This window comes from Rhodococcus sp. BUPNP1 (assembly GCF_002215235.1).
Lineage (GTDB): Bacteria > Actinomycetota > Actinomycetes > Mycobacteriales > Mycobacteriaceae > Rhodococcus.
The window spans coordinates 220,296-240,001 of sequence record NZ_NERM01000006.1; the positions used below are offsets into that span (position 1 = coordinate 220,296).

Sequence of the window (19,706 nt, forward strand, 5' to 3'; positions counted from 1 at the left end):
AGCCGGTTCGACCGGCAGCAACCGGTATGGGTGATCGTGTCGGTCCTGATCGCCGTCGAGATCATCAGTGCGTTCGAAACATCGATGATGTTCGCCGCGATCCCGACGTTGATCACCGAATTCGACAGCAACGCATCGACGGTCGGATGGGCGGTAACGGCCTTCCTTCTCGTCTCGGCCGCCTCGGCCGCCGTGTGTGGTCGACTCGGCGACATGTACGGCCGGGAACGGATCCTGATGGTCCTGCTCGCCGTCGCGGCGCTCGGCTCGATCGTCAGCGCCCTCGGTGACAGCCTCACCAGCATCATCATCGGCCGCGCGATCCAAGGTGTGGCCGGTGCGATCCTGCCGCTGTGCATCGGGCTGGCGCGCGAGCATCTTCCCGCTTCCCGTGTTCCCGTTGCCGTCGCACTGATCTCCGGCTCGGCGGTCGCCGCAGGTTCGGCGTCGCTGCTCGTCGCCGGTCTGCTGATCGACAACGCCAGCTGGCACATGATCTTCGTCGTCGCAGCCGCATATGCGATCTTCGCCCTGCTGCTCGTCTGGTTCGTCCTCCCGTGGCGCCGGCCCACCGGGACCTCCGAGAAGATCGACTACATCGGGGCGGTCACCTTCGCCGGCGCGGTCGCCGCGATCCTGCTCGGCGTCAACAAGTCCCAGGCATGGGGCTGGTCGGACCCGCGGACCCTCGGTCTCATCCTGGGTGGGGCCGTCGCTCTGGTCCTGCTCGTGCGGTGGGAACTGCGCACCCCCTCCCCCATCATCAACGTGCGTCTGTTCGTCGACCGCAAGTTCTCGCTCACGATGCTGGCCACCGTCGCGATCGCGGCGGGACCGCTGGGCGTGGTCACCATGATCATTCCGATCATCATGCAGACGCCGTCCACCGGCGACTTCGGCCTGGGCCTGAGCGCGACGCACGCGGGTTGGCTCTCGTTCGTCGGCTCCCTGTTCGGATTCGTCTGCACTCCGCTGAGCGGCCGGATCTCCGCCGCGGTGGGTTCACGCGCGTCGATGCTGCTCGGCACCGCCCTGTTCATCGTCGGCGTCGTCGTCATGCTCACCGCGCACCACTCCGTGGTGGCCATGACCGCGATGGTCGTCGTGGTGTCGGTCGCGACCGCCTTCGCCTACACGGCGATTCCGAACCTGATCGTCGAGTCCGTGCCCGAGCACAACACCAGCGAGACGACCGGCACGAACGCCGTGCTGCGCACAGCAGGCCAGGGTGTCGGAACATCGATCGCGACCATGCTGCTCGCGTTCGCTGCGACCCCACTCGCGGGAATCAACATGGTCGGCGGCATGCTCATCGCGCTCTCCGTGGTGACCATCGGGATCACCTTGCTGATCCCACGCAGCGTGCGCACCGCCTGATCCGAACGTCCGTCTCCTCCTGTGTCCCGATTACCGGGAGGAGACGGGCGTCGGCGTCCGTCGGCGTTCTACCGTGGTCCGATCGAGAAGTATTCGTATCGAAGGGAACCCACTGCGATGACAGCCGTTGAGACACCGGTCGGTTCACGCTCCGTCGTACTGACCGTCGGTGCAGTCGTCCAGGAAACCGCCGACGCCGTTTCGCTGGTGTTCGACGTGCCCGAAGAGCGCCGCGCGGACTTCGCCTACAAACCGGGACAGTTCCTCACCCTGCGCATCCCGAGCGATCGGACCGGTTCCGTGGCACGGTGCTACTCGCTCGCGAGTTCCCCCCACACCGGCGAGCCGCTCAAGGTCACCGTCAAGCGCACCGCGGACGGGTACGGCTCGAACTGGCTGTGCGACAACATCACTGCAGGGCAAACCCTCGAGGTGCTGCCCCCGGCAGGTGTGTTCACTCCGGTCGATCTCACCGAGAAGCTCGTACTGTTCGCCGGAGGCAGCGGTATCACGCCGGTGCTGTCCATCCTCGAGTCGGCTCTGCACAGCGGCAATCGCAACGTGGTGCTCGTCTACGGCAACCGCGACGAGAAGTCCGTCATCTTCGCCGAGAGGCTGCGCGAACTCGCCGCCCGGCACGCCGATGCCCTCACCGTCGTGCACTGGCTTGAGAGCGTGCAAGGCCTGCCGTCGCCACAGCAGCTCGCGACCCTGGTCTCCTCCTTCGCCGATCACCGCGCGTACATGTGCGGACCCGGCCCGTTCATGGACACCGTCCGTGAAGGCCTGCTGCTGGCCGGCGTCCCGAAGGACCGGATCCACGCCGAGGTCTTCACCTCCCTGTCCGGCGATCCGTTCGCCGACGTACCTGCCGTCGAGATCGACGAGTCGGACACCGACGCCGCCTCCGTGACAGTGCAGCTCGACGGTGAGGAACACGACCTCGTCTGGCCACGCAGCGCGACTCTGGTCGACGTCATGCTGTCGAAGGGCCTCGACGTACCCTACTCGTGCCGAGAGGGCGAGTGCGGGTCGTGCGCGTGCACCGTCGTCGAAGGCGACGTCGACACCCCGCCGTCCGCGATCCTCGATGAGGAGGACATCGCCAACGGGTACGTCCTCGCATGCCAGGCCAGGCCCAAGAGCGACCGCGTGCGCATCGACTTCTGAACCCGTTGCACCGATCGAAGACCCCGTACCGCCTCTGCGGTGCGGGGTCTTCGATCGTCCGGACGGGATTCCCGCCGTCGCGGATGGGTCTCCGGGTGAACGAAGTCTCGTGAAATGGGGCGTCCCCGGGCGCCGTACGGCACCCGGGGACGAGTAGGTGGGATCTGCGGATCAGCGGTTCAGCAGGGCCCGCATCGCTGCTGCTGCACCCTCGACGAGCTTGTTCCGCGGGAAGCCGCTGCGCTTGACCGCAGCCTCGTAGTTGCCGCCGGCGACCCACACCGGGCCGTCCTGGAGGTGCTCGAGACCCTCACGTGCGACGTCCTCCGGCTCGGCGACGAGCATCCCCGGGATGTCGAAGTTCAGGCCCGCGCGCACCATCGCCGGGGTGCGGGTGACACCGAGGACGAGCTCGACCACGTGCACACCGTGCGGTGCGAGTTCGAGCCACAGGCTCTCGGCGAAGACGCGGCTGAACGCCTTCGACGCCGCGTAGATGCTCTGGTGTTCGGCACCCATGTACCCGGAGAGCGACCCGAGCAGCATGATGCCGCCGCGCCCGCGCTCCTTCATCGGCCCACCGAACAGGTGCGACAACTCGATCTGCCGGTGGACGTTCAGTTCGATCACGCCGCGGAACCCGTCCAGGTCGCCGGTGACGAACTCGTGGCCGTAGCTGTTCGCGCCGGCGTTGAAGATGAACAGGCCGACCTCGATGTCCTCGGTCGCCTTGCGGATCTCTTCCACGGCGTCGTCGTCGAGCAGATCCAGCGCCAGGGTGCGCACCTGCACGCCGTTGCTCCGCGCCTTGTCCGCCGTCTCCTCCAGCGGGCCCGGCTTACGCGCGATGAGCACGAGATCGAAACCCGCGCGGCTCAATTCGTCGGCGAATGCCGCGCCGACGCCTTCGGAGCCCCCGGCGATGACGGCCCACGGGCCGTAGTACGAGCGGTCGAGATCGAGGGTTTCGGTCATCACTGGTCCTTCGGGAGGTAGTCGGAAGCTGAAGAGGTCACTGCACGATGGGGGCTCGGATCGGGGTGTCGTCGAAGACCTCGATGACCCCCGATGCGGCCGCCTTGGCGATCGCGGCGTCGAGGTGCGAGCACGACATCCGGGGCGCACCGGGACGGCCGTCGCGCCCGTCGTCGTCCCGGACGACGGGGCAACGACGGCGCGCGTCGGTGTTCCACTGGATGGACGTGTGCTCCCAGCTGTTCTTCTGGACCAGCACCTGCGCGGCGCACTCGCCGCACCGCAGCGGCTCCATCCGGTTCTGCATGTTCTTCGCTCCTACCCCGCCGTCGTGGGTTGCTGCGCAGAGCCGGCCTGTCCTTCGAGGGCGGCGTTGCGGGCGATGTTCTCCTCGACCTCCTTCATCCACGCGGCCACCGGACGGGTGGTGTCCATCTCGAACTCGAAACGGTCGGTCATCTCCGGCTTGACGTCCTCGACGTCGACGTAGAACTGCTCGTACCAGCGTCGCAGCTGGTAGACGGGGCCGTCCTCCTCGCACAGGAGCGGGTTGTCGATGCGGGTCTTGTTCCGCCAGATCTCGATGTCCTGCTCGAAGCCCTTCGCGATGAAGTTCCCGAACTGCTGGGCGGTCTGCAGGGCCTGCTCGCCTTCGAGGCGATCGGACTTCTTGACGATCATGCCGTACATCAGGACGAACTTGTCCTGGGAGACCGGGTAGTGGCAGTTGATGAGGACCGACTCGACGTCGTAACCCTCGTACTGGTAGACGAGATCGTCGATCATGAAGGACGGTCCGAAGTAGCTCGCGTCGGAGCGGCTACCGAGCATCTTCGGCTGTCCGTCCGCGTGCGGACGAGCGTCCATACGAGCCTGACCCCGCATGAACTGGCTGGCCACGTGGCCTTCGAAGACGTTCTTGAAGTAGACCGGGAAGGAGTAGTGCACGTAGAAGAAGTGCGCCATGTCGACGATGTTGTCGATGATCTCCCGGCAGTTCGTGTCGACCTCGGTGGTGTACCAGACCCAGTCGGTCCACTCGTCACTCGTCGCACCTTCGATGCGCGGGATGGTCACGTCCGCGGGCGGCGGGTTCCCCTGGGGGTCGTGCCACACGAAGAGCATGCCGTCCTGGTCGAGGGTGTGCCACGCGCGGGTCTTGGCGATCGGGGGAACACGTCGCGCGTACGGGATGTTCTTGCAGCGCCCGTTGCCGCCCCAGCGCCAGTCGTGGAACGGACACGCGATCTCGTCGCCCTTGACCGTGCCCTGGCTGAGATCCCCGCCCATGTGCCGGCAGTACGCGTCGAGGATCTTGATCTCGTCGTTGCTGTCGGCCCACACCACGAGCTTGGTCCCGAAGGCCTCGATCGAGTGCGGCTTGCCGTCCTTGAAATCCTTCGACAGACCGAGGCAGTGCCAGCCTCGGGCGAAGCGGGCGGGAGCCGACCCGGCGACGATCTCGCGGATCTCGGATTGTTCGGAAGTGCCGATGCTCACGGTCGTCCGTCCTTTCGGGAGGGAAGCGTTGAGGAGGTCAGGCGGCGGAGTCCGCTGGAGCATTCCGTCGCGATACGACCGAAACGCTAGGTGATCGGTATCACCCCTGATGAGGACATCTCACTGGTCGAGACCTTCCGATGTCGTGAGACCGGGTCGGGCCACGATCACGCGACCGGTGCAGGCTCGGTGGTCGGCAGCAGGGCCGCCCGGCCGTTGGCCACGAACTCCTGCTCGATGTGGGCTCGTTCCGCATCGTCGAGCAGGACGTACTCGGAGGTCCGTCCGACACGCACGTAGACCGGGTCGGAGGTGTTCCACGCGACCGCCCGCAGCGGGGCCTTGTTCACCTTGTTGCTGCCCGTCAGCGGGATCTGCGCGGTGACGCGCACGAATCGCGGCCACCACTTGTCACCCATGTCGGGCTGCTCGGCCAGGGTCGACCCGAACACCGCCGGATCGAACTCCGCGCCGGGCTCGAGTTCGACGGCGCACATGACCTGATCCCCGGTCGTGGGGTCGGGCACGGCGAAGACCGGGGCGGACAGGATGCCCGGCACTCGCAGGATGATGCGCTCGACCGGAGTGGCGGAGAAGTTCTCGCTGTCCACGCGAAGCCAGTCGGAGGATCGTCCGGCGAAGTAGAAGAAACCGTTCTCGTCGCGGTACCCGAGGTCCCCCGACCAGAAATCGTCGCCCTTGACCCGATCGGCCATCGCCTCGGGATTCTTGTAGTAGCCCTCGAAGGTGTGGGCGGCACCGCACGCGACGATCTGACCGACGGCGTCACTGTTGAGGAGGCGACCGGTCTCGTCGAAACGGGCGCGGGGGCACTCCTGCCCGGTGTCCTCGTCGAGGATCCGCACATCGACGCCTCCGACGGCGACCCCGAGCGATCCGCTCGGGGTGTCGGGAGTGCGGTTGATGCGGAAGACGCCTTCGCTCATGCCGTAGCCTTCGACGACCGTGCAGCCGAAGCGTTCGGAGAAGCGGGCCACGTCGGCTTCGGACGCCTCGGTGCCGAACGCCAGTTCCAGGGTGCTCGTGCGGTCACGGGGGTCTTCCGGCCGACTCAGGATGTACGACAGGGCGCGTCCGACGTAGTTGACGAAGGTTGCGCCGTAGCGGTGGATGTCGGGGGCGAATCTGCTCGCGGAGAATTTCCGGATCAGACAGACGGTCGCACCGGCCTGCATGGCCGTGCCGAGGTTGAGCATGAGGGCGTTGCCGTGGAAGAGCGGCATGCACAGATAGGCGACCGAATCCTCGCGCATGCGCACACGTTCGGTGAGCGGCCCGAGAAGGCGGGCCAATCGTCCCTGACCGACGATGACGGCCTTCGGGGCACCGGTGGACCCGGAACTGAACAGCAGCAGCGCGATGTCGTCGGCGGACGGGATCGTCTCCGGCAGGTCTGCGCCGCGGAACGGCTCGAGGAACTGCCCGTACCGCGCGTCGTCGATGTCGTAGATCCGGTCGGCGGGCAATCCGTGATCGGTGCCCTCGAGGAGATGTGCGAGGCGGGACTCGGTGATCACGAGGTCGATATCCGCGTGCCGGATGTCCCGGGCGATCTCCGGACCGCTACGGCTGGCGTTGATACCCACCACGGCCGCCCCGGCCAGAGCCCCTGCACCGATCCAGAACACGAAGTCCGGGACGTTCTCGAGCAGCACTCCGATGTGACGCTGCCGGTCTGCCGGAGCGGGCACGGTCGCGACGATCGCGGCGGCACGATCGGCGCTTTCCTGGACCACCTCGCCCCAGGTCCACTGCTGGTCCTCGAAACGCAACCCCACCTTCGGGTCACCGTGACGAGCGCGCACTACTTCTGCGAACGTGTCCAAGTCTTTCCTCCAGACGGTTGTGGCGATCAAGCGAAAACGGCGCGACCGCCGGACAGGACGGCGCCGGTCTCCGTGACGACGTCGAAGCGGGCATCCGCTGAGTCACCCCAGGCGCGGACCTGTGCCGCATCACCGGGGAAGACAGGGGCCGCGAACCGCCCGAACAGCATCTTCAGGTCGGCTGGATGCGCTCCGAGCATGTCCGCCAGAGGCAACGTCGCGGCCGCCAGCGTGCACAGTCCGTGCAGGATCGGGCGGGGCTGGCCGATGCGCGCTGCAGCCTCGGGATCGATGTGGATGTGGTGCCGGTCGCCGGTCAGCCGGTAGAGCGCGGCCTGGTCGGCACGGGTGGTGAGCGTACCGATCAGGTCGGCCTCCCCCTCCGGCGCAGCCGGCGCCGACGGTCCGCGTTCGCCGCCGAAGCCTCCCGCTCCGGGTGCGAACAGCGACCAGGTCGCGACGAAGAACTCGCTCTCGACGACGACCTCGAACACCGCGGCCCGGCCCTTGTCCCAGACCTCCCCGACGCGCGCCGCCATCGCGATCTCCCCGGAGCGGGGCAACGGTGCGAGCACCTCGAGGCTCTGGGAACCGTGGAGCGCGGTGGACGTGTCGAAGGCACCGAGTGCGCCGAGCGCATCCGGTGCCCATTGGGCCAGCGTCAGGGCGAACGTCGGCAGTACCCGCAACCGATCCTCGAACACCAGATCGAGATCCGTGGCACCGGCGCCCACCGCGAGGGCGTACAGGATCGCGTCCCGTTCGTCGTAGCGGACCGTGCGGGCACCCAGGTCGTGGCCTCGCCACTGCGCGGGCGTCGACGTCGTTGCGGTCATTCGGTCTTCAGTCCTTTCTCATGGGGGCGCCGGGCGGCGGCCCGACGGAGACAGGACCTCGCTTTCCACAGACGCCCAGGTCACAGGCTAGGGAGGCCGGTGGTGACCGTCACCGCCCGTCCCACTCACCGGTACATTCGAAGTCGGGGTGACCCGTCGTGAGATTCTGGCGGTACGCACTCGATGGAGGAGGGGACGTTCGTGAAGCGTGCAGGGGCACCGGTGGGATACAGGCGATGACCATCCCCTCCGATCCCTCCCATTTCCTCGATCAGCTGGTATCGCGACTCACCGGTCCGGGCGGCGAGTTCGAGATCGTCGTGCAGGACGTCCTGGGCACCGAGATCCCCGTCATGCGCAGACGCGACGTCGCCGTGGCGGATCTGCTCTCGCAGTCCCTCGCCTGGGGCGACCGCGAGTACCTGGTCACGACCGATCAGCGGATCACCTTCGCCCGGAACGCGCGCATGTCGTACGCCCTCGCCGCGGCGCTCCACGAGCGGTACGGGGTGGGCGTGGGCGACCGGGTCGCGATCCTCTCGGCGAACCGGTCCGAGTGGGTCACCGCCTTCTGGGCGACGCAGGCCCTCGGTGCGATCTCGGTGGGCCTGAACGCGTGGTGGGTGCAACCGGAACTCGAATTCGGTATCCGTCATTCGCGGCCCCGGGTGCTCTTCGTCGACGGTCCGCGTGCTGCGGCCGTGGCCGGCATCGACCGTGCGCAGACGGTGGTGCTGTCGATCGAGGAGGATCTGCCGCACCTCATCGCCGAATTCGACGGCGCGCAACCGCCGCCTCCGAGGGTCGCCGAGGACGATCCGGCCGTCCTCCTGTACACCTCGGGCACGAGCGGGGATCCGAAGGGTGCGTTGCACTCGCAGCGGAATCTGCTGGCAGTGGTCGACTACCACCGGTACCTCGACGCGATCGCGACGATCTGGACAGGCGGCACATACGACCGGTCGGTGCCGTCGGATTCGCGGTACCTGCTGACGTCGTCGCTGTTCCACATCACGAGCCTGCACAACACGATCGTTCCGCGCCTGGCGACCGGCAGCACCGTGGTGATGAACCAGGGCTGGTTCGGTGTGCGTCCGGTGCTCGAGCTCATCGAGGCGGAGCAGGTGACGCACTGGATGGCCGTGCCGTCGATGGCGGCGCGGATGCTCGAGGACGAGGATCTCGACCGCTACGACCTGACCTCCCTGAACCGCTTCACGTTGTCCTCGGAGCCGTCGACACCGGAGTTCAAACAGCGCCTGCGCGAAGGGCTCCCGTTCGGCAAGCACGCGATGGTCGACAGTTACACCATCACCGAGTGCAGCACGTCGATCGCCGTGGCCTCCGCCGCGGAACTCGAGGAGTATCCGGGCACGGTGGGGGCACCGATCATCACGGTGAGCCTGGAGATCCGGGACCGGACGGGCGCGTGGCTTCCGGACGGCCAGGTGGGCGAGGTGTGTGTGCGCAGCCCGTTCGTCATGTTGGGTTACTGGGACGACGAGGCCGCGACGGCCGAGGCGATCACTCCCGACCGCTGGTTGCGCACAGGAGATTTCGGCGTCGTCGAGAACGGCCGGCTGCGATTGGTGGGCAGGCGGGCCGATCTGATCGAACAGAACGGCGAGAGCGTCTACCCCTCGGAGGTCGAGGGCGTGCTGTCGCAGCACCCGGCAGTGCGCGAGTGCATGGTCACCGGCTCGCCGCACCCCGAGTGGGGACAGGAGGTCGCCGCGGTGGTCGTGCTCGTCGAAGGCCGTTCGGTCACCGCCGAGGAACTGACGACCTTCGCCTCCGAGCGGCTCGCGTACTTCAAGGTGCCGACGCAGTGGACGTTGACCCGTGAGATGTTGCCGCGCAACGCGACCGGGAAGATCATCCGCAAGGGCTGGCGCGACACGTCCGGACCCTGGTAGCCGCACGCATCCCTCTCACGAGCGCCGCCGGGTGGACCGGACCGGAGTCCGGCCCACCCGAACGGAATTCGCTCAGCTCAACCGCTCGAGCACCATCGCCATGCCCTGACCGCCGCCGACGCACATCGTCTCGACGCCGAACTGCTTGTCGTGGGTCTGCAGGTTGTTGATGAGTGTCGCGGTGATGCGGGCACCGGTCATGCCGAAGGGGTGACCGAGGGCGATCGCGCCACCGGAGACGTTGAGCTTGTCCTCGTCGATCTTCAGCTCACGCGCCGAGCCGAGCACCTGCACGGCGAACGCCTCGTTGATCTCGAACAGGTCGATGTCGTCGATGCCCATGTTCGCCTTGGCGAGAGCCTTGCGGGTCGCGTCGATCGGTCCGAGGCCCATGATCTCCGGCGACAAGCCCGAGACACCGGTGGAGACGATGCGCGCGAGCGGGGTGAGCCCGAGTTCCTTCGCCTTCGTGTCGGACATGATCACCAGAGCGGCCGCACCGTCGTTGAGCGGGCACGCGTTGCCGGCGGTCACCGTGCCGTCCGGGCGGAAGACCGACTTGAGCTGACTGACGGCCTCGTAGGTGGTGCCCGGGCGCGGACCGTCATCGGTGCTGACGACCGTGCCGTCGGCGAGGGTCACCGGGGTGATCTCCCGCTCGAAGAAGCCGCTCTTGATGGCTTCCTCGGCGCGGTTGTGCGACCGCACGCCCCAGCGGTCCTGGTCCTCGCGCGAGATGCCGGTGTGGGACGCGACGTTCTCGGCGGTCTGTCCCATCGCGACGTAGACATCGGGCAGCCGGCCCTCGGCGCGCGGGTCGGTCCACGGCACTCCGCCCTCGGCGAGCTTGGCGGTGCGCGCCTGGGCGTCGTCGAACAGCGCGTTCTTGGTGTCGGGCAGGCCGTCGGCATTGCCGGTCACGAAGCTCGACACCGATTCGACGCCGGCGGAGACGAACACGTCGCCCTCGCCGGCCTTGATGGCGTGCAGCGCCATGCGGGTGGTCTGCAGCGACGACGAGCAGTACCGGTTGACGGTCACGCCGGGAAGGAAGTCGTAGCCGAGCTGCACCGCGACCACGCGGGCGATGTTGAAGCCGGACTGTCCGGCGGGTTGGCCGCAGCCGAGCATGAGGTCGTCGATCTCGGTGGGATCGAGATCGGGGACCTTCGCGAGCGCCGCGGCGACCATCTGGGTCGCCAGGTCGTCCGGGCGGATCGACGCGAGCGAGCCCTTGCGTGCTCGCCCGATCGGCGACCGTACTGCGGACACGATTACTGCTTCGGGCATCTTTTCTCCTCGATGATCGGTCGTACTTCGACCCTACGGCGCTTCGACCCTCTGGGTCCGGCGGCTATCCTGTGCTAACTTACCAAGCAATCGCTTGGTTCGGTACAGACGTTAGGAATATGCCATGGGCATCACCTCGACCTCCGACAGCGCCGGTATCACCACGATCACCGTCGACTTCCCGCCCGTGAACGCTCTTCCCTCACAGGCCTGGTTCGACCTGGCCGAGGCGATCACCACGGCCGGGCGCAGCCTCGACACCCACGCGGTGATCCTGCGCGCCGAAGGCAGAGGCTTCAACGCGGGTGTGGACATCAAGGAAATGCAGGCCACCGAAGGGTTCGACGCCCTGATCGCCGCCAACCACGGGTGCGCCGCCGCATTCGCCGCCGTCTACGACTGCGAGGTACCGGTGATCGTCGCCGTCAACGGCTTCTGCGTCGGAGGCGGCATCGGTCTCGTCGGCAACGCGGACGTCATCGTCGCCTCCGACGACGCCGTCTTCGGCCTGCCCGAGGTCGACCGCGGTGCACTCGGCGCCGCAACACATCTCGCGCGCCTCGTCCCCCAGCACATGATGCGCACCCTCTACTACACGGCGCAGAACGTCACCGCGCAGCAGCTCGAGCACTTCGGCTCGGTGTACAAGGTCGTGCCGCGCAGCGAACTCGACACCACCGCACGCGAGGTCGCCGAGATGATCGCCGCGAAGGACACCCGCGTCATCCGCCGTGCGAAGGAAGCCATCAACCGCATCGACCCCGTCGACGTGAAGACGAGCTACCGCCTCGAGCAGGGTTTCACCTTCGAGCTGAATCTCGCCGGCATCGCCGACGAGCACCGCGACGAGTTCGTCGCAACAGGAAAGCCGCGCAGCAACAGCTGACGCCACACACACCACCAGGAGTTCGGAACACCATGCGTGACAAGAGAATGTCGCTCGACGACGTGGTCGGCGAGCTGCGCAGCGGAATGACCATCGGCCTCGGTGGCTGGGGGTCGCGCCGCAAGCCCATGGCCCTCGTGCGGGCGATCCTCCGCTCGGACGTGAAGGATCTGACCGTCGTCACCTACGGCGGCCCCGATCTGGGCCTGCTGTGCTCGGCGGGCAAGGTGAAGAAGGCCTACTACGGATTCGTCTCGCTCGACTCGGCACCGTTCTACGATCCGTGGTTCGCCAAGGCCCGTACGGGCGGCGAGATCGTCGCCCGTGAGATGGACGAGGGCATGATCAAGTGCGGCCTCGAGGCCGCCGCGGCACGCCTGCCGTTCCTGCCCATCCGCGCAGGCCTGGGCTCGGCCGTCGTCGACTTCTGGGAAGGCGAACTGAAGACCGTCACCTCGCCGTATCCCGGCCCGGACGGCACCGAGACCCTCATCGCCATGCCGGCGCTGAACCTCGACGCGGCGTTCGTTCACCTCAACATCGGCGACAAGCACGGCAACGCCGGCTACCAGGGTGTCGACCCGTACTTCGACGACCTCTACTGCATGGCCGCCGAACGGCGCTACGTCTCGGTCGAGAAGATCGTCGAGACCGAGCAGCTCGTGAAAGAGGTTCCGCTCCAGCAGCTCCTGCTCAACCGCATGATGGTCGACGGGATCGTCGAAGCACCGAACGGGGCGCACTTCACCCTCGCGGGCGACAGCTACGGCCGCGACGAGAAGTTCCAGCGCCACTACGCCGAGTCCGCCAAGGACCCCGAGGCATGGCAGGCATTCGTCGACCGCTTCCTCTCGGGCAGCGAGGACGACTACCAGGCCGCAGTCCAGAAGTTCGCACAGGAGCAGGCATGACCACCACCGAGACCGTGACCCGCGCCGAGTACTGCGCGATCGCATGCGCCGACATCTTCTCGGGTGCCGGCGAGATCATGGCGAGCCCGATGGCGACACTGCCGCAGATCGGTGCACGCCTGGCCAAGCTCACCACCGAGCCCGACCTGCTGATCACCGACGGTGAAGCACTCATCCTCGCCGACGTCCCGGCACTCGGCGCGAAGGCACCGATCGAAGGCTGGATGCCGTTCCGCAAGGTGTTCGACGTCGTCGCGTCGGGTCGCCGCCACGTCGTGATGGGCGCCAACCAGATCGACCGGTACGGCAACCAGAACCTGTCGGCCTTCGGTCCGCTCCAGCAGCCGACGCGTCAGATGTTCGGTGTGCGTGGGGCTCCCGGCAACACGATCAACCACGCGACCAGCTACTGGGTCGGCAAGCACTCCTCGCGTGTCTTCGTCGACACGGTCGACATCGTCTCGGGTGTCGGATACGACAAGGTCGATCCCGAGAACCCGGCGTACCGCTTCCTGGACATCGCGCGGGTCGTCACCAACCTCGGTGTCTTCGACTTCGGCGGCCCCGGCCACAGCTTCCGGGCGCTCTCGTTGCACCCGGGTGTCGAGGCCGAGACCGTCGCCGAGAACACGTCCTTCGAGGTCGCCGGTCTCGACGAGGCCGGTGTGACCCGCGAACCCACCGCCGAGGAACTGCGTCTGATCCGAGAGGTGATCGACCCCAAGGGACTCCGCGACCGTGAGGTTGCGCTGTGAGCACCCTGCGCACAGCACTGACGGAGCTCGTGGGCATCGAGCACCCCATCGTTCAGACGGGCATGGGCTGGGTGTCCGGCCCGCGGCTGACCGCCGCGACGTCGAACGCCGGTGGCCTCGGCATCCTCGCGTCGGCGACGATGACCTATCCCGAGCTCGAAGCGGCCGTGGCAAAGACGAAGTCGCTCACCGACAAGCCGTTCGGTGTGAACATGCGCGCCGACGCTTCGGACGCCGGCGAGCGCATCGACCTGCTGATCCGCGAGAAGGTCAAGGTCGCGTCGTTCGCGCTCGCACCGAAGAAGGAGCTGATCGCCAAGCTGAAGGATCACGGCATCGTCGTGATCCCGTCGATCGGTGCCGCCAAGCATGCCGTGAAGGTCGCCTCGTGGGGTGCCGACGCGGTGATCGTGCAAGGTGGCGAGGGCGGTGGCCACACCGGTCCCGTCGCGACGACCCTGCTGCTGCCGAGCGTCCTCGACGCCGTCGACATCCCCGTCGTCGCCGCCGGTGGTTTCTTCGACGGCCGCGGCCTGGCCGCCGCACTGTCCTACGGCGCGGCCGGCATCGCGATGGGTACGCGATTCCTGCTCACCAGCGACAGCGCCGTTCCGGATTCGGTGAAGCAGCAGTACCTTTCGCGGGGCCTGCAGGACACCACCGTGTCACTCAAGGTCGACGGCATGCCGCACCGCGTCCTGAACACCGACCTGGTGAACAGCCTCGAGAAGTCGAGCTACGCGAAGGGACTGGTCGCGGCCGCGCGGAACGCGACGAAGTTCAAATCGATGACGGGCATGAAGTGGTCGACCATCGTCAAGGACGGCCTCGCCATGAAGAAGGCGAGCGACCGCACCTGGCAGCAGATCATCATGGCCGCCAACACCCCCATGCTCCTCAAGGCCGGCCTGGTGGAGGGCAACACCGAAGCCGGTGTGCTCGCCTCGGGCCAGGTCGTCGGCATGCTCGACGACCTGCCGAGCTGCCAGGAGCTGATCGATCGCATCGTCGCCGAGGCCGTCGAGCGCATCGACGCCCTCTCGGCCCTGCGCGATCAGGGGCGTCCCGCCGCCTGATTCCGAGCTCTCCCTTCGACCCCGCCCATCCGCTCGCCGATTCATCATCCGCTACAGCGAATTTCCGTAGCGGATGGCCGGAATGCGAGCGGATGGGCGGGGTCGCTGCTATTCGGTGGTGAGCGCACTCAGCAGAGCCCTGGTGCGACGGAGCGAGGCTCGCTGGTCGTCGCCGACGGGGACGATCGCCGCCCAGACGTCGGTGACACCCGCATCGAGCAGTCCCTGCAGCTGCCGGCGCACCGACTCCTCGTCGCCGACTACGGCGATGTCCGCCGGGGTACTCGCGCCCGCCTCCTCCAGGACCCGCCGGTAGCTGGGCATTCCCGCGTAGGACGTGGCGGTCGCGGCGACCGCATCCCGCGCGGCGTCCGCGTCGTCGTGGACTGCGACGGGCAGTCCCGCCACGATGCGCGGCTCCGGTCGGCCGGCCCGCGCGGCGGCCGCGTGGATCGCAGGGGCGATCCGCGATTCGATCACCTTCGGCGCCGCCATCCACAGGACCGTCCCGTCGGCGTACTCCCCCGCGACCCGCAGCATCCGCGGCGACATGGCGGACAGCAGGACGGGCACCTCGTGCGCGACGGCGACCATCCGTCCCGCGCTGCGGGTGGACCATGCCTCGCCCCGGAAGTCCACCTCCTCACCGCGCAGGAGTGCAGTGATGATCCGGATATACTCCTCGGTGTTCTGTCCCGGGGTGTCGTACGACAGTCCGTAGACGTCCCGGACCAGTCGCTCGTGCGACGGTCCCAGCCCGAGCGTGAATCCCGGCCGGCCCATGGCCTCGGCGACGGCCGCGGCGCGGTTCGCTTGCAGCAGCGGGTGGCACGGGTAGGTCTGGAGCACGGCGGTGCCGAGCTCGATCGATCCGGTCTCCCGACCGGCCACCGCGAGAGCCGCCAGCGGGTCGCCCGCGACGGTGCTCGCGAACCACAGGGACGTGAATCCCTCGGCCTCCGCCTGCTGTGCCTGCTTCACGATCCTGTCCGTGGACGACGCTCCGCCCGTGAGCCCGATTCGCATCGACACCTCCGTGATCGCGTCCCCATTCGATGGGGAGAACAGTACTCTCAAACAAAGAGAGTATGGATTCCCGGCGGAAACTGTGATGGCCGAGTCCGGATAGTTCCCACGATCGGAACCGACGTTGTTGTCGATCCTTCCCGGGATCAACGACAACAACATCGGTTCCGATCCGACTGACTACGGTCGTTGACGGATCCGCCGAGCTCGCGTTACCGTGCGCGGAACTGTTTACCGCAGGCATGGGGGCCCGGTGAGATCACGCACGGTCGCATTCGTCGTGGCGGCAATGGCCGCCTGCACCATCACATCCACAGCACCGGCGACCGCCGATCCCACCGGTGGCGCCTCCGGCGCATCCTGGCAGAGCCTCGTCGATGCCCCCGACGCCTATCCCGACACCGCCGTCGAGTGGGACGTACCCATCACACTGAGCGACGGGACGGTGCTCCGCGCCAACGTCTTCCGTCCCGCACACGCCGACGGCACGCCGATCGACGAACCCACACCGGTCGTCCTCGGTCTCACGCCGTACACGAAACTGTTGTCGACGCTGGCGTCGGTGGCGATGGAGGACCCGCAGTTCGCCCCACTCGTGGACGAACTCGGATCCGTCCTGAACTTCGGTGCCCCCTTCGACGGCATCACCGAACTCGCCGCCCCGGCATCCCAACTCGGCCGCGCCTTCGGACTCAACCGCGATCTCGTGCAGAACGGGTACACGCAGGTGATCGTCGACGTGCGGGGCACCGGTTTCTCCCACGGACAGTGGGACGTTCTCGGTCCGCGCGAGCAGCAGGACACCGTCGAGGTCATCGACTGGGCGGCGAAGCAACCGTGGTCGAACGGACGCGTCGGAACGACCGGCGTGTCCTATTCGGCGATCAACCAGATCCAGGCCGCCGGCCTACGACCTGAGGCACTCGACGCGGTCTTCGCCGTCGAACCCGGCAACGACCTGCTGCGCGACATCGTGGGCACCGGCGGCGCCGTGGGCGTGGGCTTCATGCCCGCCTGGCTCGGGCTCGTCAACGGGCTCAAGTGGATTCCCGATATGCAAGCCCTCCTCCAGGGCCGGTTCGACGCGCAGTGGTTGCGCGACAGGCTCGCCGACCCCGCCACGAAGATCCCCGAACTCTTCGAGGTCCTCACCGCGCCGAGCATCGACGGTGTCTCCCCCGATGCCCTCGCGGTCGCTCAGGACGGCCCGTTCTACCAGGAACGGCAGGCCCGACTCGAGTCGATCGAGGTGCCCACCTTCGTGTTCGGGAACTGGCACGACATCTTCGCCAACAGCGAGCCCGACATCTACAACCGGATTCCCGTCGAACCCGGCCGCAAGCAACTGGTGATGGGCGACGGCTACCACGCGATCCTCGGTACCGGATTCGGCACCCCGGGACATCCGCCGAACATCACGGCGCTCCAGCACGCCTGGTTCGACCGCTGGCTCAAGGACATCGACAACGGCATCGACGAGTACGGCCCGGTCACCCTGCTGCAGCAGGGCGGCGGTTGGGTCACGAACGACGAGTTCCCACGCAGCCCCGTCGACCACGAGAAGCTCTTCCTGTCGGCGGCTCCGAGCGGCACGGCCGGGCACGCTCTCCACGACGGCACACTCGCGACGTCGGCGCCCGAAACCGCGCAACGACTCACCGTCGCCCCGGGACTGCGCGGCTTCTGTTCCCGTGAGGCCGCACAGGGCACCGCCGGCATCGCGGTGCTGTTGGGCGCCGGATGCACGAAGGACGCCCGGTTCAACGAGGTCGAGGCCCTCACGTTCACGAGCGAGCCGGTCACCGAACCGACCGTGTTCTCGGGACCGGTCAACGTGCACCTCGAGACCGTCCTCGACGCCACCGACGGATTCTGGTCGGTCTCCGTGAACGACGTGGCTCCGGACGGACGGTCCACCGTGCTCACCACCGGTTCCCTCGTCTCGTCGCTGCGGGCGATCGACGATTCGAAGAGCACGTTCACCGCCGACGGCGACTACGCGCAGGCACATCCGGTGCTGACCCTCGAGTCCCGGCAGCCGATCGTCCCGGGGCAACCGACGGCCCTCGACATCAGCACGCCGCCGACCGAGGCGGTGCTGCAACCGGGCCACCGCATCCGGGTGGACGTCTACGCCGCGAGCGTCCCGCGCTCGTTGCCGCTCGGCCCGATGCTGGTCGAGAGCGGACTGCGGCCACAGCACCTCGAACTGAACCCTGCCGCACCGAGTTTCGTAACGCTTCCGGTAGCGAAGTAGCCGGCGGGACGTTCCGCTCGGGAAATCGGGATCAGGAGAACGACCCGTGCCGACCCTCTCCGGACGCGAAGCGGGCGGCCCCACCGGCCGCATCGCTCTCGAGGGACTCCATGCCGACCGTGAACTCGAATGCGATCGCCTCCGATTCGGAACGGCCGGACTGGGCGCGGACCGACCGGCGATCGTTGCGCATACACGTCTGAGGGAAGCCGGCGATCTCCCGCGCCATGTCTTCGGCGGCCTCGCGCGCGGTTCCCGGTTCGACCACGCGGTTGGCCAGACCGAAGTCGAGTGCTTCCGCGGCATCGACCGGGCGGCCGGTCAGGATCATGTCCATGGCCCGGCTCTCGCCGATGAGGCGGGGCAGCCGAACGGTCCCGCCGTCGATCAACGGCACGCCCCATCGTCGGCAGAAGACACCGAACACCGCATCGGCGGACGCCACCCGCAGATCGCACCAGATCGCCAGTTCGAGTCCGCCGGCCACCGCGTAGCCCTCCACCGCCGCGATCACCGGTTTCGACAGCGCCATGCGTGTCGGTCCCATCGGTCCGTCGCCGCCCTCATCGAGGACATTCTGCTCCTCGGTGCCGATGGCCTCGAGATTCGCACCCGCACAGAAGTTCCCGCCCTCTCCGAAGAGGACTGCGACATCGGCGTCGGGGTCGGTGTCGAAGGTCCGGAACGCGTCGGCGAGTTCGGCGGCCATCGGACCGTCGACCGCGTTCCGGCGCTCGGGACGGGCCATGATCACGGTCGTCACCCGGTCGCGTGTCTCGACGCGGATCGACTCGTACTGCGTCATCCCTGCCCTCTCCCGTTCAGCAATCCCGGAGTTCAAAAGGTCTCGAATCGAACTCTGCTGCAACAAGTTTCGTGACGGTACCTGTCACCGGTCGCCGGGCCGACGCTCGAGAGCGTCCCGATCCCACGCACCGAGGCGGGCAGCGGCCTCGTAGGTGCTGTGCAGGAAGTCCATCAGTTCCGCATCGGGATCGGCCGCGGTCCGCACCGCCTCGTAGGGCAACACGAACTCCCCCAGCTCGGCGGAATAGTGGGCGGCGTCCGGCCGCACCGGGGAATCGTCGAAACCGTCGAGCCCCGGATAGACGTAGGAATAGAACGCTCCTTCGTCCCCACCACCCGGCCAGAACCCGCAGCTGCTGAGCTCGTGCGAGTAGGCCTCCGTCATCACCCGGTCGGGGCAGTTCGGGATCCCGCCGGGGTGCGGCGGGGCGGTACGTCCGGAGAACCGGGTGCACGCGAGGTCCATCGCTCCCCAGAAGAAGTGCACCGGACTGACCTTGCCGAGGAACTCCGCCCGGAACACCTGCAGGACGCGATGAGCCTGCACGAGCTGCCGCCAGAAGAGGTGAGCGGCCTCGCCGTCGTAGCTGTCGTGCTCACGGTCCCGAGCGAACGGGATCGCCGGATCCACCTCGTTGGGTGTGCCATGGATGCGGGTCGCGATGCCCAGTTCGTCCAGCGCTTCGAGGGTGCGGGTGTAGAACTCCGCCACCGGCTGTGCGACGAGAGGCACCGAACGACTGCGACCGTCGCCCGCACGGATGTGCAGACGGTGTTCGAAGAGGTCGAATTCCATGTCGAAGACGGTGCGCCCATACGGAATCGACGAGGTGCCCAGACCTCGTGGTGTGACGTACAGCGTCGTCTGCCACCAGTGGTTGACCGTCGGCGCATGCGCCATGCGGATCTTGCCGACGATCTGCAACCACATGTGGAGGGTGTCGCGTGTGTCGGCCCATTCCACCGTCCGCAGACTCGGCCACGCATCACCGGAAACAGGTACTGATTCGTGCACAACGCCTCCCACAGTGTCGAGGAATCGGGTCAGGAGAACGAACCGTGTCCACCTTCCCCTGG

Annotated in this window: 17 protein-coding genes; 8 read left to right on the plus strand and 9 right to left on the minus strand. The window is 67.4% G+C overall.

Going from position 1 to position 19,706, the window contains the following annotated elements; genetic code table 11:
* Positions 1-30: 30 nt before the first annotated feature.
* A complete protein-coding gene (locus B9C99_RS08625; protein WP_016694691.1) occupies positions 31-1,377 on the plus strand; it encodes an MFS transporter in 1,347 nt (448 codons plus the stop codon).
* Positions 1,378-1,494: 117 nt separating this feature from the next.
* The gene (locus tag B9C99_RS08630) at positions 1,495-2,547 is read left to right on the plus strand and encodes a ferredoxin--NADP reductase (protein WP_016694692.1); all 1,053 of its coding nucleotides are present in this window, start codon (positions 1,495-1,497) and stop codon (positions 2,545-2,547) included.
* Between the two features lie 171 nt (positions 2,548-2,718).
* Here the strand turns inward: B9C99_RS08630 and B9C99_RS08635 are convergent, their stop codons facing one another.
* From B9C99_RS08635 to B9C99_RS08655, 5 genes are all read right to left on the minus strand, one after another.
* A complete protein-coding gene (locus tag B9C99_RS08635; protein ID WP_016694693.1) occupies positions 2,719-3,522 on the minus strand; it encodes an SDR family oxidoreductase in 804 nt (267 codons plus the stop codon).
* Positions 3,523-3,559: 37 nt separating this feature from the next.
* The gene (locus B9C99_RS08640; RefSeq protein ID WP_016694694.1) at positions 3,560-3,829 is read right to left on the minus strand and encodes a hypothetical protein; all 270 of its coding nucleotides are present in this window, start codon (positions 3,827-3,829) and stop codon (positions 3,560-3,562) included.
* A gap of 11 nt (positions 3,830-3,840) precedes the next feature.
* The gene (locus tag B9C99_RS08645; protein WP_016694695.1) at positions 3,841-5,022 is read right to left on the minus strand and encodes a Rieske 2Fe-2S domain-containing protein; all 1,182 of its coding nucleotides are present in this window, start codon (positions 5,020-5,022) and stop codon (positions 3,841-3,843) included.
* Positions 5,023-5,189: 167 nt separating this feature from the next.
* Positions 5,190-6,869 (minus strand): AMP-binding protein, encoded by a 1,680-nt coding sequence (locus B9C99_RS08650; RefSeq protein ID WP_088897572.1) that lies wholly within the window; start codon positions 6,867-6,869, stop codon positions 5,190-5,192.
* A gap of 26 nt (positions 6,870-6,895) precedes the next feature.
* Positions 6,896-7,705: a MaoC/PaaZ C-terminal domain-containing protein gene (locus B9C99_RS08655; RefSeq protein WP_088897573.1), complete on the minus strand. Its 810-nt coding sequence runs from the start codon at positions 7,703-7,705 to the stop codon at positions 6,896-6,898.
* A gap of 236 nt (positions 7,706-7,941) precedes the next feature.
* On the opposite strand from B9C99_RS08655, the gene B9C99_RS08660 reads away from it, so the two are divergent.
* Complete coding sequence (locus B9C99_RS08660) at positions 7,942-9,621, plus strand: class I adenylate-forming enzyme family protein (protein ID WP_088897574.1); 1,680 nt, start codon at positions 7,942-7,944, stop codon at positions 9,619-9,621.
* A 72-nt stretch (positions 9,622-9,693) separates the two neighbouring features.
* Here the strand turns inward: B9C99_RS08660 and B9C99_RS08665 are convergent, their stop codons facing one another.
* On the minus strand, positions 9,694-10,911 hold the full coding sequence (locus B9C99_RS08665) for an acetyl-CoA C-acetyltransferase (RefSeq protein WP_088897575.1): 1,218 nt from the start codon (positions 10,909-10,911) through the stop codon (positions 9,694-9,696).
* 124 nt (positions 10,912-11,035) lie between these two features.
* On the opposite strand from B9C99_RS08665, the gene echA20 reads away from it, so the two are divergent.
* The 4 genes from echA20 to ipdC are packed head-to-tail and all read left to right on the plus strand — an operon-like array spanning position 11,036 to position 14,539.
* Positions 11,036-11,797, plus strand: a complete 762-nt coding sequence (echA20, locus tag B9C99_RS08670; protein ID WP_088897576.1) for a (7aS)-7a-methyl-1,5-dioxo-2,3,5,6,7,7a-hexahydro-1H-indene-carboxyl-CoA hydrolase — start codon at positions 11,036-11,038, stop codon at positions 11,795-11,797.
* Positions 11,798-11,829: 32 nt separating this feature from the next.
* Positions 11,830-12,708 (plus strand): cholesterol ring-cleaving hydrolase subunit IpdA, encoded by an 879-nt coding sequence (gene ipdA / locus B9C99_RS08675; protein ID WP_183070638.1) that lies wholly within the window; start codon positions 11,830-11,832, stop codon positions 12,706-12,708.
* Complete coding sequence (ipdB, locus tag B9C99_RS08680; protein ID WP_088897577.1) at positions 12,705-13,463, plus strand: cholesterol ring-cleaving hydrolase subunit IpdB; 759 nt, start codon at positions 12,705-12,707, stop codon at positions 13,461-13,463. Before ipdA ends, ipdB begins: the two co-directional genes overlap by 4 nt.
* Complete coding sequence (ipdC, locus tag B9C99_RS08685; RefSeq protein WP_088897578.1) at positions 13,460-14,539, plus strand: (3aS,4S,5R,7aS)-5-hydroxy-7a-methyl-1-oxo-octahydro-1H-indene-4-carboxyl-CoA dehydrogenase; 1,080 nt, start codon at positions 13,460-13,462, stop codon at positions 14,537-14,539. Before ipdB ends, ipdC begins: the two co-directional genes overlap by 4 nt.
* A gap of 108 nt (positions 14,540-14,647) precedes the next feature.
* Here the strand turns inward: ipdC and B9C99_RS08690 are convergent, their stop codons facing one another.
* Entirely contained in the window at positions 14,648-15,565 is a 918-nt protein-coding gene (locus tag B9C99_RS08690; RefSeq protein WP_088897603.1) for a TIGR03564 family F420-dependent LLM class oxidoreductase, read from the minus strand.
* Positions 15,566-15,854: 289 nt separating this feature from the next.
* Here B9C99_RS08690 and B9C99_RS08695 point away from each other — a divergent pair, with 289 nt between their 5' ends.
* Entirely contained in the window at positions 15,855-17,822 is a 1,968-nt protein-coding gene (locus B9C99_RS08695) for a CocE/NonD family hydrolase (protein ID WP_253250014.1), read from the plus strand.
* 31 nt (positions 17,823-17,853) lie between these two features.
* On the opposite strand, the gene B9C99_RS08700 is transcribed toward B9C99_RS08695, so the two are convergent.
* Positions 17,854-18,627, minus strand: coding sequence for a crotonase/enoyl-CoA hydratase family protein (locus B9C99_RS08700; RefSeq protein WP_088897579.1), 774 nt, complete (start codon positions 18,625-18,627; stop codon positions 17,854-17,856).
* Between the two features lie 84 nt (positions 18,628-18,711).
* Entirely contained in the window at positions 18,712-19,644 is a 933-nt protein-coding gene (locus B9C99_RS08705; protein ID WP_301179088.1) for a DUF5996 family protein, read from the minus strand.
* Positions 19,645-19,706 lie beyond the last annotated feature (62 nt).

Excerpts from the sequence above, each read along its gene's own strand:
- B9C99_RS08630 (WP_016694692.1), top strand. The coding sequence starts at position 1,495 with ATGACAGCCGTTGAGACACCGGTCGGTTCACGCTCCGTCGTACTGACC.
- B9C99_RS08635 (WP_016694693.1), bottom strand. The coding sequence starts at position 3,522 with ATGACCGAAACCCTCGATCTCGACCGCTCGTACTACGGCCCGTGGGCC.
- B9C99_RS08640 (WP_016694694.1), bottom strand. The coding sequence starts at position 3,829 with ATGCAGAACCGGATGGAGCCGCTGCGGTGCGGCGAGTGCGCCGCGCAG.
- B9C99_RS08655 (WP_088897573.1), bottom strand. The coding sequence starts at position 7,705 with ATGACCGCAACGACGTCGACGCCCGCGCAGTGGCGAGGCCACGACCTG.
- B9C99_RS08660 (WP_088897574.1), top strand. The coding sequence starts at position 7,942 with ATGACCATCCCCTCCGATCCCTCCCATTTCCTCGATCAGCTGGTATCG.
- B9C99_RS08665 (WP_088897575.1), bottom strand. The coding sequence starts at position 10,911 with ATGCCCGAAGCAGTAATCGTGTCCGCAGTACGGTCGCCGATCGGGCGA.
- echA20 (WP_088897576.1), top strand. The coding sequence starts at position 11,036 with ATGGGCATCACCTCGACCTCCGACAGCGCCGGTATCACCACGATCACC.
- ipdA (WP_183070638.1), top strand. The coding sequence starts at position 11,830 with ATGCGTGACAAGAGAATGTCGCTCGACGACGTGGTCGGCGAGCTGCGC.
- ipdB (WP_088897577.1), top strand. The coding sequence starts at position 12,705 with ATGACCACCACCGAGACCGTGACCCGCGCCGAGTACTGCGCGATCGCA.
- B9C99_RS08690 (WP_088897603.1), bottom strand. The coding sequence starts at position 15,565 with ATGCGAATCGGGCTCACGGGCGGAGCGTCGTCCACGGACAGGATCGTG.
- B9C99_RS08695 (WP_253250014.1), top strand. The coding sequence starts at position 15,855 with ATGGCCGCCTGCACCATCACATCCACAGCACCGGCGACCGCCGATCCC.
- B9C99_RS08700 (WP_088897579.1), bottom strand. The coding sequence starts at position 18,627 with ATGACGCAGTACGAGTCGATCCGCGTCGAGACACGCGACCGGGTGACG.